The organism is Bartonella sp. AA126HLJHH (genome assembly GCF_042197425.1).
Lineage (GTDB): Bacteria > Pseudomonadota > Alphaproteobacteria > Rhizobiales > Rhizobiaceae > Bartonella.
In genome coordinates, this window is sequence record NZ_JBHIRU010000001.1 from 251,962 (window position 1) to 273,777 (window position 21,816).

General features: G+C 37.9%; 19 protein-coding genes and 1 tRNA gene. 12 read left to right on the forward strand and 8 right to left on the reverse strand.

Going from position 1 to position 21,816, the window contains the following annotated elements:
* Nucleotides 1–75: 75 nt before the first annotated feature.
* The 7 genes from ACFIQC_RS00875 (at nt 76) to mnhG (ending at nt 6,853) form a co-directional block, all read left to right on the forward strand.
* Nucleotides 76–573, forward strand: coding sequence for a BA14K family protein (locus ACFIQC_RS00875; protein WP_375629089.1), 498 nt, complete (start codon nt 76–78; stop codon nt 571–573).
* A gap of 228 nt (nt 574–801) precedes the next feature.
* Complete coding sequence (locus ACFIQC_RS00880) at nt 802–3,723, forward strand: monovalent cation/H+ antiporter subunit A (RefSeq protein ID WP_375612749.1); 2,922 nt, start codon at nt 802–804, stop codon at nt 3,721–3,723.
* Nucleotides 3,723–4,064 (forward strand): Na+/H+ antiporter subunit C, encoded by a 342-nt coding sequence (locus tag ACFIQC_RS00885; RefSeq protein ID WP_273790150.1) that lies wholly within the window; start codon nt 3,723–3,725, stop codon nt 4,062–4,064. The genes ACFIQC_RS00880 and ACFIQC_RS00885 overlap by 1 nt, the downstream gene beginning before the upstream one ends.
* A complete protein-coding gene (locus ACFIQC_RS00890; RefSeq protein WP_375620914.1) occupies nt 4,064–5,686 on the forward strand; it encodes a monovalent cation/H+ antiporter subunit D in 1,623 nt (540 codons plus the stop codon). Before ACFIQC_RS00885 ends, ACFIQC_RS00890 begins: the two co-directional genes overlap by 1 nt.
* Nucleotides 5,683–6,168 (forward strand): Na+/H+ antiporter subunit E, encoded by a 486-nt coding sequence (locus ACFIQC_RS00895; protein ID WP_375611318.1) that lies wholly within the window; start codon nt 5,683–5,685, stop codon nt 6,166–6,168. The genes ACFIQC_RS00890 and ACFIQC_RS00895 overlap by 4 nt, the downstream gene beginning before the upstream one ends.
* Nucleotides 6,165–6,446 (forward strand): K+/H+ antiporter subunit F, encoded by a 282-nt coding sequence (locus ACFIQC_RS00900; RefSeq protein ID WP_375620915.1) that lies wholly within the window; start codon nt 6,165–6,167, stop codon nt 6,444–6,446. Before ACFIQC_RS00895 ends, ACFIQC_RS00900 begins: the two co-directional genes overlap by 4 nt.
* On the forward strand, nt 6,443–6,853 hold the full coding sequence (gene mnhG, locus ACFIQC_RS00905) for a monovalent cation/H(+) antiporter subunit G (protein WP_375611317.1): 411 nt from the start codon (nt 6,443–6,445) through the stop codon (nt 6,851–6,853). The genes ACFIQC_RS00900 and mnhG overlap by 4 nt, the downstream gene beginning before the upstream one ends.
* 16 nt (nt 6,854–6,869) lie before the next feature.
* Here the strand turns inward: mnhG and ACFIQC_RS00910 are convergent, their stop codons facing one another.
* The 4 genes from ACFIQC_RS00910 to ACFIQC_RS00925 form a co-directional block, all read right to left on the reverse strand.
* A complete protein-coding gene (locus ACFIQC_RS00910) occupies nt 6,870–7,262 on the reverse strand; it encodes an MliC family protein (RefSeq protein WP_375639905.1) in 393 nt (130 codons plus the stop codon).
* 17 nt (nt 7,263–7,279) lie between these two features.
* Nucleotides 7,280–7,675, reverse strand: a complete 396-nt coding sequence (locus tag ACFIQC_RS00915; RefSeq protein ID WP_375611315.1) for an MliC family protein — start codon at nt 7,673–7,675, stop codon at nt 7,280–7,282.
* 415 nt (nt 7,676–8,090) lie between these two features.
* Nucleotides 8,091–9,224, reverse strand: coding sequence for a 3-dehydroquinate synthase (gene aroB / locus ACFIQC_RS00920; RefSeq protein ID WP_375620917.1), 1,134 nt, complete (start codon nt 9,222–9,224; stop codon nt 8,091–8,093).
* Nucleotides 9,199–9,831, reverse strand: coding sequence for a shikimate kinase (locus tag ACFIQC_RS00925; RefSeq protein ID WP_375606223.1), 633 nt, complete (start codon nt 9,829–9,831; stop codon nt 9,199–9,201). Before ACFIQC_RS00925 ends, aroB begins: the two co-directional genes overlap by 26 nt.
* A 260-nt stretch (nt 9,832–10,091) precedes the next feature.
* Between ACFIQC_RS00925 and ACFIQC_RS00930 the strand changes: the two genes are divergently transcribed.
* The 3 genes from ACFIQC_RS00930 to ACFIQC_RS00940 all read left to right on the forward strand — a co-directional run bounded on the left by ACFIQC_RS00930 (nt 10,092) and on the right by ACFIQC_RS00940 (nt 12,855).
* The gene (locus tag ACFIQC_RS00930) at nt 10,092–11,030 is read left to right on the forward strand and encodes a site-specific tyrosine recombinase XerD (protein WP_375706607.1); all 939 of its coding nucleotides are present in this window, start codon (nt 10,092–10,094) and stop codon (nt 11,028–11,030) included.
* A gap of 78 nt (nt 11,031–11,108) precedes the next feature.
* Nucleotides 11,109–12,065, forward strand: a complete 957-nt coding sequence (locus ACFIQC_RS00935; protein WP_375611312.1) for an acetyl-CoA carboxylase carboxyltransferase subunit alpha — start codon at nt 11,109–11,111, stop codon at nt 12,063–12,065.
* A 40-nt stretch (nt 12,066–12,105) separates the two neighbouring features.
* Entirely contained in the window at nt 12,106–12,855 is a 750-nt protein-coding gene (locus tag ACFIQC_RS00940) for a L,D-transpeptidase family protein (RefSeq protein WP_375620918.1), read from the forward strand.
* Nucleotides 12,856–13,747: 892 nt separating this feature from the next.
* On the opposite strand, the gene ACFIQC_RS00945 is transcribed toward ACFIQC_RS00940, so the two are convergent.
* From ACFIQC_RS00945 to ACFIQC_RS00955, 3 genes are all read right to left on the reverse strand, one after another.
* Nucleotides 13,748–14,809 carry a CobW family GTP-binding protein gene (locus ACFIQC_RS00945; RefSeq protein ID WP_375620919.1) on the reverse strand — a complete coding sequence of 354 codons (1,062 nt, stop codon included), beginning with the start codon at nt 14,807–14,809 and terminating at the stop codon, nt 13,748–13,750.
* A gap of 405 nt (nt 14,810–15,214) precedes the next feature.
* Nucleotides 15,215–16,312 (reverse strand): D-alanyl-D-alanine carboxypeptidase family protein, encoded by a 1,098-nt coding sequence (locus tag ACFIQC_RS00950; protein WP_375620920.1) that lies wholly within the window; start codon nt 16,310–16,312, stop codon nt 15,215–15,217.
* A 692-nt stretch (nt 16,313–17,004) separates the two neighbouring features.
* Complete coding sequence (locus ACFIQC_RS00955; protein ID WP_375620921.1) at nt 17,005–17,811, reverse strand: lysophospholipid acyltransferase family protein; 807 nt, start codon at nt 17,809–17,811, stop codon at nt 17,005–17,007.
* A 129-nt stretch (nt 17,812–17,940) separates the two neighbouring features.
* Between ACFIQC_RS00955 and thiD the strand changes: the two genes are divergently transcribed.
* Nucleotides 17,941–18,795 (forward strand): bifunctional hydroxymethylpyrimidine kinase/phosphomethylpyrimidine kinase, encoded by an 855-nt coding sequence (thiD, locus tag ACFIQC_RS00960; RefSeq protein ID WP_375620922.1) that lies wholly within the window; start codon nt 17,941–17,943, stop codon nt 18,793–18,795.
* 1,750 nt (nt 18,796–20,545) lie between these two features.
* Here thiD and ACFIQC_RS00965 read toward each other — a convergent pair.
* Nucleotides 20,546–20,620 (reverse strand) — tRNA-Gly (locus ACFIQC_RS00965).
* Nucleotides 20,621–20,806: 186 nt separating this feature from the next.
* On the opposite strand from ACFIQC_RS00965, the gene ACFIQC_RS00970 reads away from it, so the two are divergent.
* Nucleotides 20,807–21,784 (forward strand): ABC transporter substrate-binding protein, encoded by a 978-nt coding sequence (locus ACFIQC_RS00970; protein WP_273790096.1) that lies wholly within the window; start codon nt 20,807–20,809, stop codon nt 21,782–21,784.
* The last annotated feature ends 32 nt before the right edge of the window (nt 21,785–21,816 follow it).

A 21,816-nucleotide genomic window follows, 5' to 3' on the forward strand; every position in this document is an offset into this window, starting at 1 on the left:
AAAAGAATCTGTTTCTGTCCAGCAAGAGAAAGGCTTTCTGTAATTACTGTTGTTTATTATGTTGAGTTTTTTGTTATGAGTATGAAAAAAAAATTATATTATGCTTTAGCTTTTGTATTTGTTAGCAGTTTTTTCATTATAACAACCACTCTTGTTAATTGGGGGCAAAATAGGAGTGATGCTAAAGCCAAACTGGTTACTCAGACTTCTCTCCAAGATATTTCGGTGCCTTTGATTTTTACGGGGCGTAGAGAACTTAATGGTTTTAAAGGTTATCGTCATTATCGGCGTGGTTATCGTAAATACAGTGATAATTGGTGGTATCCTGAAGCGGCATTTATTACATCACCGCACTTAAGCACAAAAGGCGCATCATTAAAAGTTGTACCAGATGCTAAAAAAGTGTTTTTAACGTCTTCTTCGGAAAAATTAGAAAAAAAAGAGCCATGGATGCTTAAACAACATATTGAATCTTGCCTTGCGCGTTATCGCTCTTATAATAAAAATGATAATAGTTTTCAGCCTTTTCATGGGGGGCGTAGGCAGTGTTTATCACGCTTTTTTAAAGGGTAGAAATTAAATAAAATTTTAATTGCTTCTTGTCGTGAGCGTTATTGTTCTTACAATAAAGAGAAGACTTGTGTGGTGCGCAGTATTTTCATGCAAGCATTGTTTTTTTAAAAATTTTAAATGCTTTTAAGTTTTATTAAATCTTATTATCATTAAGTGTGGAATGGGGGTGAGAATATAAGTTTTTGTTTTGTCGATGACAAAATATTAAGGTAAAATGGAGTTTAAAGAATGACAACACGGGAAGCAATGTTGGTATTGCTCGTTTTGCTTCCCTTTGGTGGAAGTGCTGTCATTGGCTTTTTTCGTTCGACAGCAAAAAATAATGAAGCGTGGTTTGCTGGGGTTGTCGCACTTTTCTGTCTTATTTTTACAATAATGCTTTATCCGGAAGTTCGCGGAAACCACATAGTGCGTTTAGATATTTCTTGGCTTCCAGAATGGGGAAGCGATTTGATTCTCCGCATAGATGGTTTGTCGTGGCTTTTTTGCTTGCTTATTACAGGGATTGGGCTGCTTGTTGTTATTTATTCACGTTATTACATAGATCCAGCGGATTCTGTACCGCGTTTTTTTTCCTTTTTTTTGGCCTTTATGGGATCAATGATAGGAATAGTTTTATCAGGTAATCTCGTCTTTTTGGTTGTTTTCTGGGAACTTACCAGTATTTTTTCTTTTTTGCTGATCGGCTATTGGTACCATAATGCAAGTGCGCGTGAGGGTGCGCGTATGGCTCTAACGATCACAGGTTTTGGCGGCTTTGCTCTTTTTATTGGAGTTTTATTGATTGGGTATACTGTTGGCAGTTTTGATTTGGATAAGGTGCTACAGTCTGGAGATATGATCCGGTCAAGTTCTCTTTATAGTCCTATCCTTATTTGTATTTTATTGGGAGGGTTAACAAAAAGCGCGCAATTTCCCTTTCATTTTTGGCTACCTAACGCGATGGCTGCTCCAACTCCCGTATCGGCTTATTTGCATTCGGCAACAATGGTAAAAGCGGGATTGTTTTTGCTTGTTCGTTTATGGCCTGTGCTCTCTGGAACAGAATCTTGGTTTTGGCTGGTTGGCTTTTCAGGACTCTCAACTCTTCTTCTAGGTGCCTATTTTTCCATGTTTCAGCAAGACTTGAAAGGACTGCTTGCTTACTCGACTATTAGTCATCTTGGATTAATTACAACACTTTTAAGTCTTGGTAGTCCACTTGCATGTGTTGCGGCGATCTTTCATATGGCCAATCATGCTACTTTTAAAGCTTCTTTATTTATGGCTGCTGGCATTATTGATCACGAGACGGGAACACGTGATATGCGTAAACTGTCAGGGCTTTATCGTTCTATGCCTATCACAGCAACTCTTGCTTTAGTTGCGAGTGCAGCGATGGCTGGGGTTCCTTTGTTGAATGGTTTTTTATCGAAAGAGATGTTTTTTGCTGAAGCTGTTGAAACGCATATGGAATCATGGCTCGATTGGATTGCGCCTTATGTGGCAACGCTAGCTAGTCTGTTTAGTGTGACCTATTCTATACGCTTTATTCATGGCGTTTTTTTAGGACCAAAGCCTGACAATTTACCCAAGACTCCCCATGAACCACCGCATTTCATGCGTTTACCAATGGAGCTTTTGGTGTTTATTTGTTTAGCGGTTGGTATTTTTCCTAATTTAACAATAGGACCTATTTTAGATAATGCGGTCGTGTCTGTTTTAGGACCAATGACAATTCCTTATAGTTTGGCTGTTTGGCATGGGTTTAACACTCCATTAGTGATGAGCTTTGTTGCATTATTAGGGGGCGGATTGCTCTATGCTGTTGGGCATCGTTATTTTTTATCCTGTGATGATGGGGCTCCTTTTTTCCGTCACTTAAAAGGACCGCGTATTTTTGAACGCATTCTCGTAATTATTTCTTGGAAATGGGCCCGTGCGGTGGAGTCTGCTTTGTCAACACGCCGTTTGCAGATCCAATTGCATTGGATTTTTTGGGTCTGTTTTGCCTTTGTTGGTCTTTTACTTTGGTGCGATGGTTTCATTCCAGTGGGGACATTACCGCTTTTTCCACTTGATATTCCTTTTCTCGCTCTTTGGCTGGTTGGCGGATTATGTGCGCTTTTAGTTGCTTGGCGAGCAAAGTTTCATCGTCTTGCTTCACTTATGCTTTTAGGGGGAGCTGGTTTGATGACTTGTGCAACCTTTTTATGGCTTTCTGCTCCTGATTTAGCAATAACACAATTGGTTGTTGAGGTTGTTACAGTCGTTTTATTATTGCTTGGTTTACGGTGGTTGCCTAAACGTTTGCATGACCCTGGGCCAGCTGCTGTTCATTTTTGGGTTCGCTTGCGTCGTTTCCGTGATTTCATCATATCCCTTGTAGGAGGTGCTGGTGTAGCATGGCTTTCTTTTGCAGTGATGACACGTCCCCAAGGTACAACGATTTCTGATTTTTTTCTAACGCATGCTTACTCAGATGCTGGTGGTCGCAATGTTGTGAATGTGTTATTGGTTGATTTCCGTGGTTTTGATACCATGGGAGAAATTGTGGTTTTGGGTGTTGTTTCCCTTACTGTTTTTGCACTCTTACGACGTTTTCGTCCTGCGCCTGAGAGTATTGATGCGCCTTTTCAACAACGTATCCAGAAAGCCTTTGATATAGCTCAGCCTAATCGAAATGTGGGAGATACAGTATTGAATTATTTAGCTGTTCCTGCTGTTATTATGGGTTGGCTCTTTCCAATTATTATCGCTTTTGCTATTTATTTATTCATGCGAGGGCATGATCTGCCAGGAGGTGGATTTGTCGGTGGTATTACTTTGGCTATAGGATTTATTTTACAATATCTTGCACGCGATATTCGGTGGGTGGAAACGCATTTGAGAGTTTTACCTTTGCGTTGGATAGGCTTTGGTTTATTATTGTCAGTCGTAACGGGGATGGGCTCTTGGTTTTTTGGATATCCTTTTTTAACATCCTTTTTTCGATATATTCATCTTCCGTTAATTGGGAAAGTTCCCATGGCATCTGCTTTTTTGTTTGATTTTGGTGTGCTTTCTCTTGTGTTAGGAGCAACTGTTCTGATTTTAATTGCACTTGCACACCAGTCAATTAGGAGTTACCGAATCGGTAAGAAACCTATTTTAAAAGAGAAGGAAAATTAATGGAAATTGTTCTTTCTTTGGGTATCGGTGTTTTTGTCGGATCAGGTATTTGGCTTGTTTTGCGTCCACGTACTTTTCAAGTCATTCTTGGTTTGTCCTTGATCTCCTATGGTGTTAATCTTTTTATATTTTCAATGAGTAGACCGCGTAGTAATGCTGCTCCAATTGTTGATCCTACCACTGTTATTAATCCAGCTAATTATGTCGATCCTCTTCCACAAGCCTTGGTTTTAACTGCGATTGTGATTGGTTTTGCAACAACAGCTTTATTTTTAGTTATCTTGTTGGTTTCACGTGGTTTAACGGGTTCTGATCACGTTGATGGACGTGAGGTGCAATAATGGAAATAGGAGTGCATCATCTCCTTATTTTGCCTATTCTTTTGCCGTTAATCACTGGAGCACTTCTTCTTTTTTATGATGAACGTCGTGCAAGACTTAAATCATTCATCAGTCTTTCTTCTGCGGGACTGTTGGTTGTTACTGCCATTTTATTGATTATACGTACTCTTGAAATAGCACCGGCTTGCGATGTTTATCGACTTGGTAATTGGCCGTCTTCTTTTGGAATTGTTTTAGTCCTTGATCGCTTAAGCGCTATGATGCTTTTACTTTCCAGCTTGTTGGTGACTAGCGTGTTGGTTTTTGCGCGGGCTCATTGGTACAAAGCTGGTTCTCATTTTCAGTCACTAATGCAATTTTTTATGGTGGGGATAAATGGTGCTTTTTTGACTGGCGATTTATTTAATTTATTTGTGTTTTTTGAAGTTATGTTAACGGCTTCCTATGGGCTTGCTTTGCATGGTTCTGGTCAGACACGCGTGCGCGCAGGATTGCATTATGTTGTGGTTAATCTTGTTGCTTCATTATTTTTTTTAGTTGGTATAGCGCTCATTTATGGAGTCGTTGGTACTCTTAATATGGCCGATTTGGCTGTTAAAATAAAATATATATCTTCTACAGATATTGTTTTGTTCGAAATAGGTGTTGCACTTTTAGGTATTGCTTTTTTGCTTAAAGCGGGTATGTGGCCGCTTAATTTTTGGTTGGTGCCAACTTACAGTGCAGCAGCAGCGCCTGTTGGAGCTTCTTTTGCACTTTTGAGCAAGGTTGGTATTTATATTATTTTACGTTTAACGTTGCTATGGTTTGGTCCTGAAAGTGAATATTTTAACCATTTTGGTCATACGGTTTTGTTTTATGGTGGGCTTGCCACTATGATTGTTGGTTTTATTGGGGTATTGGCGAGCCAAGTTTTGGTGCGTTTGGCAGCTTATAGCGTTCTTGTCTCTTCTGGTACATTGTTGGCTGCGATCGGGATAGGCAATACAGCACTGACAGCAGGCGCACTTTTTTATATTGTTTCTTCAACTTTAGCACTGGGAGCTTTTTTTCTTTTAGTAGAGTTAGTTGAACGCTGTCAAGATGTGGCTGCTAATGTTCTTGCTGTCACAATGGAGGTGTATGGTGACGATGAAGAGGAGGAAGAAGATGAAGTTGGCATCTATTTTCCAGTAACCTTGGCAATTCTTGGAGCTTGTTTTGGTATCTGTGCCATTTTGATTATTGGATTGCCGCCTTTTTCTGGTTTTGTTGCTAAATTTATGATGTTCATGGCAATTTTAAACCACAGTAGAGAGGATTTTTCTGCTTCTCTTCCGGTTTACCAAGATTGGCTTTTTGTAATTTTTGTCACTCTCTCTGGTTTTGCGGCTTTGATTGCATTGACACGAACGGGTATCCGAACTTTTTGGGTTTCTCTTGAAGGGCGTATTCCTCGTGTGCAAGTGATAGAATTTGCGCCTATTGCCGTTCTCCTTGCTTTGTGTTTTCTTATAACAATTGTAGCCAGTCCTGTTAGTCATTATATGTCTGAAACTGCTAAGACTTTGTATGAACCTCAAAACTATATTGGGAGCGTTTTAACGGATTTTTCTCTCGAAAATAGGGAGATAAGTAAATGAATTGTTTTTGTCCTTCCCCTTTTTTCAGTGGTGTCATTGTCCTTATGTGGCTTATTTTAAATGGTTTTAGTTTAGGGCAATTGCTTTTAGGGATTTTAACCGCTTTGTTTTGTGGTTGGATGATACGGCTTCTGGAGCCGGAGAAGGTTGTTATTAAAAGCTGGAGTGCGGTTTTTCGTCTCGTTTTTCGAGTATTTATAGATTCTATATTCTCAAATGTTTCGGTGGCTTGGTTTGTTTTAACAAAAAGGTCTCGAGTGCAGAAATCTGGTTTTATTGTAGTACCTCTTCTGCTTCATAATCGCACTGCTTTGGCTATTTTAGCATGCATCCTTTCGGCAACCCCTGGAACTGCTTGGGTTGCCTATAATAGTAAAAAGGGTGAACTTTTGCTTCATGTCTTAAATTTAAAAAATGGATATGATTACAAACAGTTGATCAAACAACGGTATGAGCAATTGCTTTTGGAGATTTTTTTATGAGTATGGTGATTCTTTATTGGGGGCTTTTCTTTTCACAGTTTTTTTTAAGTTTAGCGGTGATTTTCGCGCTGTTTCGGTTGATTCGTGGTCCACGGGCGCAGGATAGAATTGTTGGTTTGGATGCCCTTTATATAACCACTATTCTTTTGTTTCTTACATTCGATATTCGTTCAGAAACAACCACTTATTTTGTCGCAGCTCTCATTATTGGATTGTTGGGATCTGTCTCAAGCATCGCTTTGGCGAAATTTCTTATGCGGGGGGAGATTATTGAATGAAAGATGATATATCGCTTGTGGTTGCTATTGCTATCACAGTTTTCTTAATATTAGGGTCTGGATTGACATTGATCGCAACGATAGGTTTGGTGCGTTTTTCCAATTTTTATAAGCGTTTGCATATGCTTTCAGTATGTACGAGTTGGGGCGTTGGTAGTATTCTTATTTCTTCATTTCTTTATTCAATATTTGTGGACCATTATTTTGTTTTTCATGAAGTGTTGCTGATGTTTTTTTTGTTTTTAACAGCACCGGTAGCTTCTATGTTGCTTTCACATACAGCAGCTTATCGACATCATTCAGAAAAACAATCAGAAAAACCGCTGGCTCTTTTATTACACCAAACGGAGGAAAAGCTACCCACATCAGAAGGAACATCACGAGATGAGAGCCAGCGCGGTTCTTGAAATGTAAGAATCTTCCTTATTTTGTGCTTTTTTCTTCTACACAGTGGATGGGCTTTTCTTCTTTTGGATCATTAATAAGATCGTAAAATATGGCTTCATTTTTAGTTATCCACCAAATGTATTGTCCACCCACATATTTTCCTCCAGAAGCGGCAATTACATTAGAACCAACGATGCGCTTACCGTTCCATTTTAAATCAACAAGCGCAATATTGCCAGCATTATAATAAGTTGCTTCAACATACTCTTTGCTTGTTCCCATATCGCATTGATAGGAGACGGTCTCTGTTGTTGGTTCTGGATCATCTGGTACTTCAATGACTAAAGAACTTGCTAATGCATTAATTGAACCGAGGAGGAGCACACTTAAAGTAATGAAAAATTGTTTAGTAAAAGAAATTTTTTTCATAATATTTCCCGTGTTATTTAAAATAATAATGTTGACTCATCTTTACAGAGGATAGGTTTTTTTTCTTCTGGATCCTGAGCAAGGTCATAAAGCGTGACTTCTTTGTTCTTCTCCCACCAGATATACTGAGCTCCTGCAAATTTTGCTCCTGTTGCCGCGATGACATTAGCAGCAATGACACGGTCACCATTCCATTTGAAATCAACCAACGAAATATTATCAGCATTAAGATAGACTGCCTCAATGCGCTCTTTACCTGCTCCAGTTTCACACTGATAGGTAATGGTCTCTGTTTTGGGCTCTGGATTGTCTGGTACTTCAATGATTAAAGAACCAGCTAAGCTATTGTTTGAGCTGAAGAGTGATAAACTTAAAGCGGTGAAAAATCCTAAAATGTGTAAAGTTTTTTTCATGATGCTTCCCTATATTCCTAATATTGTGCACAAAGAATAATTTGACTGATACGATGGTGTCTACGGCAGGATTCGAACCTGCGACCCCAGGATTCATACCACTTCGATTTTCACCGCCAGCCTTATCGGCTGTTTGTGGTCTGGACTGTCTCTTCACCTTGAAGCTTTTGCTCTTTAGGTGCTGCCCGTTCAGTCTCTACACCTTTCTCTCATTTGAAAAGAGACTTGGCTCGGGATTGGCATATAGTCGCCCATGAAGCTTTCCCCGAATTTGAGCAGATTCACTTTGAGGATTTCTTCTCAAAGTGCCCAATTTCTTTAGGAATCCTGTGCTCTATCCTACTGAGCTACGCAGACATCATCATGTTAATCTTTAATAGAAGTATAAAAACGAATCAATTATATTCAATATGAATTAACGAATTTCTGTTAATTTTTGTTCCAAAAAGGATAAAACGGCATCTGGTGAAACATTTTTTGCAATAAATGATTGGCCAAGTCCGCGTGTTAAGATGAAAGTCAAATTGTTTTGCGAAACTTTTTTATCTTGGGCAATGAGAGTCATTAAAGTTTCAGCATCTGGTAGACATCCTGGGATATCCTTTAATTGTGTAGGCAATCCTATAGATTTGAAGTGCGCTTCAATGCGTTGTGTAAGCGTGGGGCTTATTAAATTTAATTGAGCAGAGAATTGATGAGCTAGAATCATCCCAATTGCTACACTTTCGCCATGGATTAAACGGTTGGAGTCATAAGCGGTTGCTGTTTCAAGCATGTGTCCAAATGTATGGCCGAGATTTAAGAGTGCGCGCTCTCCTTTCTCATGTTCGTCACGTGCTACAATGGCAGCTTTAAATTGGCATGAGCGAACAATGGCCTCTGTTCGCATAGGGCCATTAGAGAAAATTTTCTGCCCATTTTTTTCAAGCCACTCAAAAAAGTCAGGTTGGTTAATGAGACCGTATTTTACTATTTCTGCGTAGCCAGCGCGAAATTCGCGCGGTGGCAGGGTATCAAGAAGACACGTGTCAGCAATAACGCATTGTGGTTGATAAAAGGCACCAATAAGATTTTTGCCATATTGGCTATTGATTCCCGTTTTTCCACCAACAGAAGAATCAATTTGTGCAAGAAGCGTTGTGGGCATTTGAATGAAGTTCATACCACGGCGGATTATACTTGCCGCAAATCCTGCTAGATCGCCAATGACACCACCGCCAAAAGCAATAACACAGTCGCCTCTTTCTAAACGCGCAGCAAGAATTTGATCGATGACAACTTGCAGGGTTGAAAATGATTTTGATTGTTCTCCTGCTTCTACAATAATAGGGACAGTATGAATTTTATTTTTTGTTAATTCTGCTTGCAATATCTCCAAATGAAGGGAAGCAACATTTGTATCTGTAACAAGTGCCAAGCGCGTTTGATGAGGATCTTTTTTATTAAGAGCATGTTTAATTTGTGAAGCAGCTTGTGTAATCAGACCCGGACCAATGATGATATCGTAACAGTGTTTGTCCAGTTTAACAGTGACGGTTTTGGTTTGCATGCTGGTTATCCCTATTGTTAATTTCTGTGTATAGGTAGTGCTGTACGGATCGTATAACATTTTGTGCTACGGTATGACGGCTTTCTTTATGACTGTTAATTGTTAAGTTTGCCTTTGCATAGATAGGATAACGCTGTTCCATGAGTTTTTGCATGGTTTCTTTAGGATTGGCTGTTTGAAGCAGGGGACGTGTTGGGTGCTTTGAGACACGTTGCATGAGGATATCAAGATCGACTTTTAGCCATATGGATATACCATTTTGGTGAATGGCTTTTCGGATATTTTCATTTATGTAGGCACCACCACCTGTTGCTAAAACAAGGGGACTTTTTTTCATGAGGTTTAGAATAACACGCTGTTCAAGAGCACGAAATTCGGATTCACCATAAATTTCAAAGAGTTCCGTGATTGTCATTTGTGCAGCTTTTTCAATTTCTTGGTCAGAATCATAAAAAGGTAAACGAAGCATGGTGGCGACGCGTTTTCCGATCACTGATTTGCCTGCCCCCATAAGACCAACAAGGACAAGTGCTCTTTTATCAAGGGACGATAAGAGCTGATTCTTTATTTGTGTTATGGGGACGCGTTTTTGTCGATTGCTTTTCATAACTTTATTTCGGCATTTATCCATCTTAAAGTCAATTCCTGTTAATCTTTGTGAGGCATAATACGAGATAGAATATTTTTGGGTAGGTTATTGTCTTATGCCAACATTGACTAGATTTTTGATGATTCTTTTCATTTTGCTTTCTGTTCTTTTCATTATAATGGGTGCTCTTGTGGTTTGGGTTGAACCAGTAACTGTGGATATGTACATTGATGTTCCCTTGGATTCATGGAATCTTTCTACGGAAGCGAATCAATGAAATGAAAAGTGGTGCTGTGATAGATCATTTTCTTGAGATGATGAGTGCGGAGAGAGGGGCTTCGTCTCATACGCTTGCGGCTTATCAGCATGATTTGCAGTGGGCACAAGACGAATTGTCTTCACACTCTGTTTCGCTTTTTTCAGCACAAAAAGAAGATTTAATTACTCTTTTGTCACTTATGCATACTTTTGGTTTTGCGGCATCGTCGCAAGCGCGCCGTTTATCAACTTTGCGTCAGTTTTATCAATTCCTTTATGCTGAAGGGTTGAGAGCAGATGATCCCTCTCATGATATTGATGCACCTCGTCAGAGGCGTCCTTTGCCCAAAATCATGAGTGAAGATGCAGTGATAAAATTGCTTGATTTTGCGGAGTTAGAAGTCAATCAAGCAGACTATGGGTCCAAAGGTTATTTCCGTGCACTGCGTCTTCAGCTATTGATTGAAATGCTTTATGCAACAGGGTTACGTATTAGTGAGTTGGTGAGTCTGCCGGTTCAGTCTGTTCGAAGGAATGAATACAGCGTTTTGGTTCGTGGTAAGGGCAAAAAAGAACGAATGGTGCTGTTATCAAAAAAAGCATGCCAAGTTCTTTCACAGTGGTTAAATTTGCGTGATCAGAGAAAGGACGCTACGAGTTCTTATCTTTTTCCTGCGCATTCCGAGACAGGATATATTGCTCGTCAAGTCGTTGCACGAGAGTTGAAAAATCTCGCTAGAAGAGCAGGGATAGGAAGTGATAGCTTTTCTCCCCATGTGTTGCGTCATGCTTTTGCTAGTCATCTTTTGCAAAATGGTGCTGATTTGCGTGCCGTTCAACATTTGTTAGGTCATTCTGATATTGCTACCACTCAGATTTATACCCATGTGTTGGAAGAGGGACTTTATCGTTTAGTCAATGAGCATCATCCACTTGCCGATGAGCAAAAGGCTCGTTAAAGAAAAGGTGATGTTTTTGAAAAAGACTTTATAAAGCAAATTATAAGTGTATAAGTGACACTGAATGAGTTGACACAAATGTATAATTATCTTGATTTTGAAAAACCAGTTGCTGATCTTGATGGGAAAATTCTTGAATTAAAAAAAATTTCTCAGGAAAAAGGCAGTCTTGATATGAGTGACGAGATTGCTCGTCTTGAAACGCGTTCCCAAACAGCGTTGCGCGATATTTATAAAAAATTATCGCCGTGGCAAAAAACACAAGTCGCTCGTCATCCGGATCGTCCCCATTTTATGGACTATTCTAAACGCCTATTGAGTGACGTTACGCCTTTGGCCGGAGATCGCAAGTTTGCTGAAGATGAGGCTATTCAAGCGGGGTTTGCACGCTTTAAAGGTGAGGCCGTTGCTTATATTGGTCAAGAGAAAGGTCACGATACGCAAACACGTTTGCGCTATAATTTTGGTTCTGCACGTCCAGAAGGCTATCGTAAAGCTGTACGTATTATGGAAATGGCTGACCGCTTTGGTTTGCCCCTCCTTACTTTTATTGATACAGCAGGTGCTTATCCTGGGGTAAGCGCTGAAGAACGTGGGCAAGCGGAAGCAATTGCTCAATCAACAGCTACAACTTTGCGTTTGAAAGTTCCTGTGGTTTCCGTTGTTATTGGAGAAGGCGGTTCTGGAGGGGCGATAGCAATCGCGGCTGCCAACAAAGTTTATATGTTGGAGCACGCAATTTACTCTGTTATTTCACCAGAAGGAGCAGCTTCTATCTTATGGCGTGATCCAGCTCGTGCAAAAGATGCTGCAATGAATATGCGTATTACCGCTCAAGATTTGTATCGCTTAAAGATTATTGATGGCATTATTTCGGAACCTTTAGGGGGAGCGCATCGTGGCAAAGAGATTGTCATTGATGCAACGGGTGATGTTATTTCAGAGGCTTTAAAAGCTATGGCTGGAAAAGATGGTCAAGTGCTTAAACAAGAGCGAAGGGAAAAATACCTTCAAATTGGTCGGTCTCTAACATAGGTTATTTTTTGTGAGGGGTGTTGGATTGGAGTTTTATTCGATGACATTTAGCAGATTCCTCGCTGTGTGTGTGTTGTTTGTAATGGGACTATTGGCAGCATGTGAAGGAAGATTACCAGCCTCTATTCGCGCTAAAGTTGAACAGCCGTTGCCGCAAGAAATCAAAAATAGAATGGTTCTGTATGATATAGATCCCTATGCACCGATTATGATGCGGTTTTTTAAGGAAGAAAATCTTGCTGAAGTTTGGAAGCAATCTCGTTCAGGACCTTTTATCTTGGTTGCTCGCTATGGCATTTGCAAATGGTCTGGTAAGCTTGGACCTAAATATAAAGAAGGGGATCTTCAGACACCAGAGGGTTTTTATACTATTAGCGCAAACCAAATGAATCCTTATTCAAAATATTATCTCTCTTTTAATATAGGATTTCCTAACCTTTATGATCAGGAAAATGGTCGCACAGGAAGCAATCTTATGGTGCATGGTTCTTGCTTTTCCGCAGGTTGTTATTCTATGAGTGATAAGAACATGGCTCAGATTTATGCGTTTGCACGGGATGCTTTTAAAGGAGGACAAAGAGAGTTTCAGTTGCAGGCTTTTCCTTTCCGCATGACCGAGGTTAATATGTCACGTCATAGCAAGAATCCTCATTATCAATTCTGGGTTATGCTTAAGAAAGGTTATGATTTTTTTGAAAAAAATCGTCAACCTCCAACTGTTGAGGTTTATGAAAAACGTTACGTTTTTAATCGCGATACTGATAAAACTTCAGTTTCTCTAATGCAGTAAGTGTTATTGTATCTTACAGCACCGTAAACACTATCACTTAATAATGGCGATACAGGATATGCAAAAACTTTGCACACAAGGTGTTTAAGTGAGTGGTCAATAGTCTTAAAGTGCAGAGTTTTTTCATAGAGCCTTAATGTAAGTAAATCATATGAAGTGGGAAGCCAAGAGGAATTTTCTCAAAGAAGTTGGATTGTTTGCACATCGGCACTGGTGTCAATCTTCATTTTTAGTGAAGAGTAAGTTAACATAAAATGCACCTCTCTTTTTATTTCTTTCAAAGAGTTTTATTCTTTTATGCTGTAAAATATTGTCTTGTCGTGCTGTTATATAAGATACATTCACATATTTTAAAATGCGATATTGCCTCTGTCTGATTTTGGTTTTTTTCTTAACAGGGATTTTGATTTCAATTAGCTTGAATAAATATAGAGTTGAGCAGAATATTTTAGAACCAAGAATTTGGTCAATCTGTCTGTGAAATGAATCACATGAAGTGGTTTGCAGATGAAGCGCATTTAGAGAGAAAACAATCCGTTTGCAGATTGATGGATATTAAATTTTTTATCATAACAATTTTATTTATAATGATAATTTAGTGTTATTCAAGTTAAATTAGAACCCTGAATACCGTAAGATTCTCTCATTTCAAAGCTGTTCCATGTTGAATAAATTAAAACCATTTGCTTGCACGTTACAAGCAGGGATAACCGCGTGGGTGAAACTGTGCAAGAAAGACTAAAATGCTTTTTACAAACCGTCTAAAATACCAAGGACTTGTTTCAACATTGGGAATTAGCAAAGTGTGTAATGGTGCCGGTTTGCTCCTTTAAAAGCATAAAGATGGTGGTGCTAATGAATTTAATGTTATATCATTGAAGGGGAGAAAAAATTAAAATTTTATTCCTGGAATGACTAGAGGATTTTCTAAGAGAGCTGTTTTGTCTGCAGTATCTATTGCTGGTTTATTAAAAAAAGCATTGAGAAGCTTTTGTATTGCGTCTTTTTCAACACCATCGGCAATGATGACGAAACGTGTTTGTTTTATTCCTTTTGGCCATGCTGGTAATCTTATGGGAGGATGAAAAAATGTTTGTACGCCATGTAATACAAGTGGGCGATAAGGGTCATCACGTAATGCGATAATTGCTTTAATACGTAATAATTTTGTACCATAACGCTCTTGTAGGAGATCTAAAAAAGCTTCAATTGTGGCGTAATCAACATGACCCTCACAGTTTAGTGAAAAGGTACGAATGGTTTTATGGGGGGGATGATCATGTGGGGTAGTCGTAAGATTTTGTTTAAGTTTTGTATTTTCTACTTTTTCATCCCATAATGTGTTATTTATTAATAGATTTGAACAGAAATCTTTAGAATGGGCGTCAATGATTTGTGCTGTAGGATTCATTGTTTTAAGTGTGCTAAGGAGTGCATCTGAAAGCGTTTGTGGGTCTCTAAGATCTGTTTTGGTGAGAATGATTTTATCAGCAAATATTAATTGTTTATATATTTCAGGATAGCGCTTACATATGGAAAGTGGACTTAATGTATCAAATGTTGCAAGAACAGCATTTATGGACAATGTTTGAATAAACAATGGGTGGCTTAAAAGTATTTTTAAAATAGGGGCGGGATCAGCCATCCCTGTGGTTTCAATGATAATATGATGGAGTTGTTTGATCTGTCCTGTCTGAACGCGATTTATTAAATCAATTAATGTGTCGATGAGATCACTGCGTAAATTACAGCATAAGCAACCATTGGCAAGCTCAATAATTCCTTCTGTTGTTTTTTCAACCAGAAGGTGGTCAATACTGATTTCGCCGAATTCATTGATGATAACAGCACATTCTGTTAGAAGAGGGTCTTGTAGCATACGGTTGAGCAAAGTTGTTTTGCCAGAGCCTAAAAAACCCGTAATAAGCGTGAGAGGGATGCGCTTTATTTTCATGTTAATCATCAATCATAGTTTTGTTTTTAAAAAATATATCTCAGTATGTCTAACCAATTTATAATGATGTCCGTGAGGAATGTAATGGCTAATCCCTCATGAGATCCATTGTACCACTATCTTTACGCTTATAAAGGTAGGTGCACGTGGGTATATTATACACTTTTAGCGTCAATGTTATGATAATTTTTGGTTCTTGAAAGGACTTATAGGAAGGATTTTTATTCCTTGTTTTAATTATTTTATCTACATGTTCATCCACCTTGTGGCGCGCAAGAGACTGGTTTTATTGATTCAATAAATACAGATTTGAAATGAGAGAATCTTACAATACTTGTGGTTTTGACATAAGGTACAAAATAATTAATTATCATTATAAATCAAAGTATTATAATTAATTGTAGATTATGATTTATGGCTTTTTATAGAATGGTTTGCGTGCCTTTTATACGGAATATAGGGTTTTCTTAGTGGTTTTACTGTCATTTTAGGTGTTTGTGGCGTACGAATGAGGTGTACTGATAAAGGATGAGAAAAAGAAGGTGGAGCAGTGATAAAAGGTGAGGTGAGAATAATATTTCCTTGATCATCATATGAATTTGCATGCATTTTTATGGCTTCAGGTGTGCATGTTTGTTGTCTCATATTGTTGGCTTGTGTTATGTTGCTCCCATAAGGTTTTAATGTTGCTAGTGTTAATTGGGGGCTTCCTTGGTGCAAAAATCCTATTTCAAGAAGTTGTGCAGCTTTTTCTTCTCTTTCACTTATGTTGTTAGCACCTAGAATGACAGCAATAATTGTACGTTTATTGCGGGTGGCTGAGGCAACAAGATTAAAACCAGAGGCACAAATAAAGCCTGTTTTCATACCGTCTATCCCATAAAAACGGCCAATGAGGTTGTTTGAGTTATGTTGGATTTTTCGATTATTACCAAAATCAATGGCTGGAATAGAAAAATAATGAGCATATTGTGGAAATTCTCGACGTATTTGAACGGCTAAAAGAGCAATATCGCGTGCCGTGGAGTAGTTTTGAGGATCTGGTAAACCACTTGCGTTCGCAAAATGGGTGCCAAACATGCCTAAACGTTTAGCTTCGCTATTCATTTTACGTACAAAATCTTTCTGTGAACCCGCAACAGCTTCACTCATGGCAATGGCTAAATCATTGGTAGATTTAACCATGGTGATACTTAAGGCTGTATCAAGTGTGAGTACAGAACCAGCTTTATAGCCTGAACGATATGAGGGAGCTTTTGCGGCGTATTCGCTGATGGTGATATGTTTGTTTGGTGAAACTTCCCCTCGGCTCATGGCACGAAAAATAACATAAGCGGTCATTAATTTTGTCAAGGAAGCAGGATACCAACGCTCAAAAGCTTGATTATGTTTTAAGATACGCCTCGTTGTAACATCAACAGAAATAAAAGGCTGCGCTAGAGCAACAGCGCTGGATAAACTCAAAAACACAGAAAAAAATAAATTATAGAAGAGACGTCGCATTAATTTAAATCTAGTTCCCTCTTATTCGTTATTTAGAATTGTTTTAATGTAGCACACAAAGCATTTAAGTCTAGGATAGGAAGGAAAGATGGTTAATTGCTGTATCCGTTGTGTCTGTGGGATAAAAACCAATTCTCATTTTTATTTTCCCCTTGAATTTGGTTTGATGACTTAAGTATCTCAAGAAATACTTTTTAAATAATGAAGATTGTACAAGATTTCAGGTTCTTGGAGGGATTGAATTTCTCAGAAAGGAATGAATCTGCATAATCATGCATTTTTCTTGCTCTCCTGTTAGGATAGCCCTTGGCACTTGAGACGGTTCGTAAAAAGCATTTTAATCTTTTCTTGTATCGTTTTATTCACACAGATATCCCCGCTTGTAATGTGTAAGAAAATGATTCTAATTGATTCAACCTAGAATAGATTTGAAATGAGAAAATCTTACGGTATTCAGGGTTCTCATTCAAGTTGAATAACGCTAAAACATCCTTATAAATCAATGAGATGTATGTTATTTAAATAACTTTAAAGAGAGGAAGAATTCTTTTTCAAAAAAATTTACACATTGATCATTTCTTATCATGTACAAGTGTTTTACAATTTTGAATTAGAAAGTTTGAAGTATCTTTCTTATATTTTTGTTCCCTATACTCCGCTCAATATACAAAGTTATGCATTATTCTTATCAATCAGTGCATTGTTTCATGATGATTTAGTTTTTGAAGTTTCTGAACAGCGTATGGTGGCATAGGAGGAGGGGTAGGATCTTGAGCTGCTAAGAGAAGCAGTTCATCACACGCTTTTTCAGTTTTTTGGACAAGTTGATCTAGAAAATCACGTTTGCTTAAACCCGCTTCTATCGGGGGAAGAATACGGACACGAATTGTTCCGGGATAGCGGCGAAAATTATTGCGTGGCCAATATAAACCCGCATTGTGTGCAATAGGGACAACTTGAAGTCCTAATTCATTATAGAGCGCGACAATTCCTGACTTATAATCTGGTTCTTGACCGGGTTGTCGGCGTGTTCCTTCGGGAAAAATCAAGATTTGGCGCCCTTGTTTTACTTTCTCTTTTGCTTTTTGTATAATCATTTTTAAGGCTTTGATGGGTGTTGTGCGGTTAATGGGGATAATTTGCGTTTTTGCCATATACCAGCCAAACAATGGAATCCACATCAATTCACGTTTTAAAATGAGAGTGGGATCATCAAAATAAGGAACAAGACTGAAAGTTTCCCAAGCCGATTGATGCTTTGGAGCAATGATATAGGGTCCTTTGGGAAGATTTTCTAAACCTTCAATCTCATAATTTGTGCCTGCGATGTATTTTTGCAAAAAGAGTGTAACGCGTGCCCATGTTTTAGGGACAATCCATGCCTTTTTGCGGGGCATTAAAAAATAAACGGGAGCGTAAAGAATCATTTGTATGAAAGTTGTTGTATAAAAAGCGAACGTAAAAAGAATAGAACGAAGGATAAGCACTACATTTTCCATTTTATATCTATAAGAAGACTTCATATATAATATAATTCACATGAGAAAACATCTTCTTTATGTTTTCTCAAGCATCTATTTTTTCGGTAACTCATTTTCCGATATTTAAAAACAGAAGGAAAGAGGTTAATGGAATTACAAAAAGATAAACTTTTTATTCCACGGATTTTATCTATTGCGGGAACAGATCCTTCTGGTGGCGCTGGAATGCAGGCGGATTTGAAGGTTTTTTCAGCTATGAAAACTTATGGTATGAGTGTGGTTACAGCTGTTGTTGCACAAAATACTCAGGGTGTGCGTTCTTTTCAGGCATTAGATGCTTCTTTTGTTGCAGATCAAATTGATTCTGTTTTTGAGGATATCCATGTTGATGCCGTTAAAATTGGTATGGTTGCAAATGCTCAGATTGCACAGGTTATTGCAGAACGTCTTGCTTATCATAAAGCGCGTTTCATTGTTTTTGATCCGGTTATGGTTGCAAAAAGTGGTGATGTTCTTTTAAAGTCTGATGCAATTGAAATTATGCGTGATGTTCTTGTGCCGATGTCAACTTTGATCACGCCAAATTTGCCTGAAGCTGCATTGTTATTGGGATGTGAAGTGCAATGGTCTTTAGAGACTATGTATCAATATGCTCCACGACTCTTGGCGCTAGGGTGTCATGCAGTTTTGTTAAAAGGGGGACATTTGAATACGCTTACCAAAAATAGTACAGAAAATTACGATTGTTCTAGTCCAGATCTTTATTGTGATTGTGAAAACCTTTTTATACTTGAAGCTTCTCGTCTTTCAACCACTCATGATCATGGGACAGGGTGTACCATTTCTGCTGCCATTGCAGCTCTGTTACCTACTCAACCTTTGGATTGCGCTGTTAAACAAGCAAAAGATTATTTGCATGGCGCTTTAACTGCCTCAGATGCTTTAAAAGTAGGGAAAGGGCGAGGGCCGCTTCATCATTTTTATGCATTATGGAAAGATTAATACAACGGTTGATAGTGAAAAATCTTCACTCTATGAATTTATTTCGTCATTATATGATGTTTTGGACTTGTGACTGATAAGTGTTAGCGCATTGTAGCTTAACAGTTATTTTGTATTAAGAAGGATAAGAAAAAATGTTATAATTTGTTTCTTTTATATATTTTTTACGATTAATCTATCCTGTTTCAGAGGCAATTTTGAGTATAAAAAAGAGAGCAAGGAATTGTAAAATCAGGATTTGATAGCAAAAAGAGTAGAGGGAAAGACCTTTTACAAGGCGATATTAAAGCTGGCGGATCCACTATATTCGCTGTTTCTTATATTGGTGGTAAAACAGGATGAGCCAAAATCGTCATCAAAATTATTATATATCTAACATTTACATAGTTTTTGTCGGCATGGATGGGGTTTTCTAAATAGAAATTGATACTTCCTGATGGAATTATCAATGATCTTTCAGGTGATATGGTAAATTTTTTTCGGATATTACAACGTCATTATCCTTTTTTATGGAACTGCTTTATGAAATTATTGGCGTTTCAGATGAGTAGCCATGAGGAGTTTCAACATTTAATACAGCAAGATCTAGAAACTTTTACGAATTTAGAGCGGACTTTAAGGTTTTTATATTTATAGTGATTAAGTTTTAGCGAGAAGGTAGTCGATTGCACAATCGGAGTTTCAATAGACCTGTAGCATATGGTTTAATCTTTTCAAAATTGAATTTTCATTCTGTTGTTTAGCAGAGGTTACCATTAAACATTTAAAATGGTCTGATTTTATTGTGCGCTATGATGGTTTCAATACTTTATGTTACCTTATTTTGATTTGAAGTTATGCTCCTCATGTAAAATAGAATGCATTTATATTGTTAATTCACATGTCTATTTTAAAGAGATTTCTCTCAAAGTGTGTCATATCCATTTTATAATAACGTTCGTGAATGGTCTAAAGCCTCTATGAAGTGTATAAAGCTATTATGCTCCCCATTTTTACGTTTTCAAGGTGAAAGGGGTACTCCTCTATACTATTTTAGCTCCCAATTTTGCGATAATCTTTGGTATTTCAGAGTTTTCAGAAGAAGAGTTTTTATTCCTTTCTTCAAGTGAATTTTATTGATGCCTCAATTTTTCCTGTTATGCGTGAGCAGATGATTGTGAGTGATTTTAATGTATAGAGATTTGAAATGAGATAATCCTATGATATTTTAGACGCTTGCTCAATATGAATAATTATAAATTATCTTTATAAACCAAGTTATTAATTTATTTTTGTATTGAAGATTATTCTGGATAAGAATTTGTTCAAGAAAGAGGATTATCAAATGATGTCCACGCTGTTTGCACAAGTACAAGGGAACATTTCTTTTGTCTTTCAAATGATGTGCCAGAAATCCCAAAAACTTAATTTACTCTAAATAATAGGTGAAAACAGTTTATTTCGTTTGAAAATAATTACAATTAGCGTGAGAGATTTTTCATCATCGACTGCGATATAGAAAAAGTAACAATACACATAAAAGACCTTTAAATGATCTTTGAAAGGTCTTTGAAGACCCTTTGAGAACCCCTTAAAAACTCTTTGAAAAAAATAAATTGGTACAAAACCTAGTGGCAAAACATACAAAACCTGCTGGCAAGCTACAGTGGAAATATATATATAAAACCTGCTGGCAAGCTACATACATACAGCTACAACAACCGATGACAAGCTATAACTCCACACAAGAACGAATAAATACAAAATTCAATGGAGCGGGCGATGGGATTCGAACCCACGACCCCAACCTTGGCAAGGTTGTGCTCTACCCCTGAGCTACACCCGCTTACCGATTCGATATATGTCTTGTCTGTATGGCGTAGGCTTCTACGAATTGCAACAAAAAAATATCATTTTAGTTTGATTTATTTTGTCCATGTTTAAATAAAATGAAATAAAGATTGATTTTAGAAAATTCTTCAGTAATAGATTATTCCTTTTTTAATTTTTGCATGGAGAGGGGTGGAATATAATGTTGAAGAGAATAAATATATTAGGGATTATCATTGCAACTGTTTTTATGATGAACAGTGTTGCAAAGGCCGATGACCAAGTTAAACACGTTAAAGTTGCAATAACGCAAATTATGGTCCATCCTGCTGCGGATGCTGTTCGTAAAGGTGTGGAAGATGTGCTTGCAGCAAATGGTTATAAGCAAGGTGAAAATTTTCAACTTACCTTTTTATCAGCGCAGGGTAATATTTCAACAGCAACGCAAATTGCGCGTAAATTTGTTGGTGATAAACCCGATGTTATTGTAGCAATTACCACGCCTTCAGCACAAACGATGCTTGCGGCAACAAAAACAATTCCTATCGTCTTTGCAGCAATTTCTGATCCTATCGGAGCTAAAATCGTTTCTTCACTTACCAAACCTGGCGGTAATATGACGGGGAGTTCGGATCGTATAGATGTTGCAGAAAGTGTTAGACTTTTACAAGAAGTAAAACCAGATTTGAAAAAAATTGGTTATCTTTATAATGCTTCTGAGGCAAATTCTGTTTCGACACTTAAAACGTTAAAGGATGTAGCAAAAAAAGCTGGAATTGAAATTATTCCCTCATCGGCACCAAAGCCTTCAGATGTTCAGGCAGCAACACGCGCTTTAATCGGTAAGGTCGATATTATTTTTGTTCCTGCTGATAATACGATTTTATCTGTTTTAGAAGGTGCAATAAAGGTCTCAGAGGAAGCCAATATGCCTGTATTTACTGTTGATGCTAATACTATCGGGCGTGGGCCTTTTATGACGCAAGGTGTGAATTTCTATGATGTAGGGGTTGATGCTGGGAAATTGGTTGTGCGTATTCTAAAGGGTGAAAAGCCTGGTGATATTGATGTTGTGCAGGCGGCTAATAATGACATTCGAATTGATTTGAAAGCAGCCCAAAAAGCAGGGATTGTTATTCCGCAGGCAGTTATTGACCGTGCAACAAAAGTGATTCAATAACTTTTATTGATAGAGTGTTGATACAATAAAAA

What these genes read in the sequence shown, in the direction of transcription:
- ACFIQC_RS00970 (WP_273790096.1), top strand. Translation starts at nt 20,807, where the DNA reads ATGTTGAAGAGAATAAATATATTAGGGATTATCATTGCAACTGTTTTT.
- aroB (WP_375620917.1), bottom strand. Translation starts at nt 9,224, where the DNA reads ATGCAAACCAAAACCGTCACTGTTAAACTGGACAAACACTGTTACGAT.
- ACFIQC_RS00930 (WP_375706607.1), top strand. Translation starts at nt 10,092, where the DNA reads ATGAAAAGTGGTGCTGTGATAGATCATTTTCTTGAGATGATGAGTGCG.
- ACFIQC_RS00895 (WP_375611318.1), top strand. Translation starts at nt 5,683, where the DNA reads ATGAATTGTTTTTGTCCTTCCCCTTTTTTCAGTGGTGTCATTGTCCTT.
- ACFIQC_RS00955 (WP_375620921.1), bottom strand. Translation starts at nt 17,811, where the DNA reads ATGGAAAATGTAGTGCTTATCCTTCGTTCTATTCTTTTTACGTTCGCT.
- ACFIQC_RS00945 (WP_375620919.1), bottom strand. Translation starts at nt 14,809, where the DNA reads ATGAAAATAAAGCGCATCCCTCTCACGCTTATTACGGGTTTTTTAGGC.
- ACFIQC_RS00885 (WP_273790150.1), top strand. Translation starts at nt 3,723, where the DNA reads ATGGAAATTGTTCTTTCTTTGGGTATCGGTGTTTTTGTCGGATCAGGT.
- ACFIQC_RS00890 (WP_375620914.1), top strand. Translation starts at nt 4,064, where the DNA reads ATGGAAATAGGAGTGCATCATCTCCTTATTTTGCCTATTCTTTTGCCG.
- ACFIQC_RS00910 (WP_375639905.1), bottom strand. Translation starts at nt 7,262, where the DNA reads ATGAAAAAAATTTCTTTTACTAAACAATTTTTCATTACTTTAAGTGTG.
- ACFIQC_RS00925 (WP_375606223.1), bottom strand. Translation starts at nt 9,831, where the DNA reads ATGAAAAGCAATCGACAAAAACGCGTCCCCATAACACAAATAAAGAAT.
- ACFIQC_RS00935 (WP_375611312.1), top strand. Translation starts at nt 11,109, where the DNA reads ATGTATAATTATCTTGATTTTGAAAAACCAGTTGCTGATCTTGATGGG.
- ACFIQC_RS00940 (WP_375620918.1), top strand. Translation starts at nt 12,106, where the DNA reads ATGACATTTAGCAGATTCCTCGCTGTGTGTGTGTTGTTTGTAATGGGA.
- ACFIQC_RS00950 (WP_375620920.1), bottom strand. Translation starts at nt 16,312, where the DNA reads ATGCGACGTCTCTTCTATAATTTATTTTTTTCTGTGTTTTTGAGTTTA.
- ACFIQC_RS00900 (WP_375620915.1), top strand. Translation starts at nt 6,165, where the DNA reads ATGAGTATGGTGATTCTTTATTGGGGGCTTTTCTTTTCACAGTTTTTT.
- ACFIQC_RS00880 (WP_375612749.1), top strand. Translation starts at nt 802, where the DNA reads ATGACAACACGGGAAGCAATGTTGGTATTGCTCGTTTTGCTTCCCTTT.
- ACFIQC_RS00915 (WP_375611315.1), bottom strand. Translation starts at nt 7,675, where the DNA reads ATGAAAAAAACTTTACACATTTTAGGATTTTTCACCGCTTTAAGTTTA.
- mnhG (WP_375611317.1), top strand. Translation starts at nt 6,443, where the DNA reads ATGAAAGATGATATATCGCTTGTGGTTGCTATTGCTATCACAGTTTTC.
- ACFIQC_RS00875 (WP_375629089.1), top strand. Translation starts at nt 76, where the DNA reads ATGAGTATGAAAAAAAAATTATATTATGCTTTAGCTTTTGTATTTGTT.
- thiD (WP_375620922.1), top strand. Translation starts at nt 17,941, where the DNA reads ATGGAATTACAAAAAGATAAACTTTTTATTCCACGGATTTTATCTATT.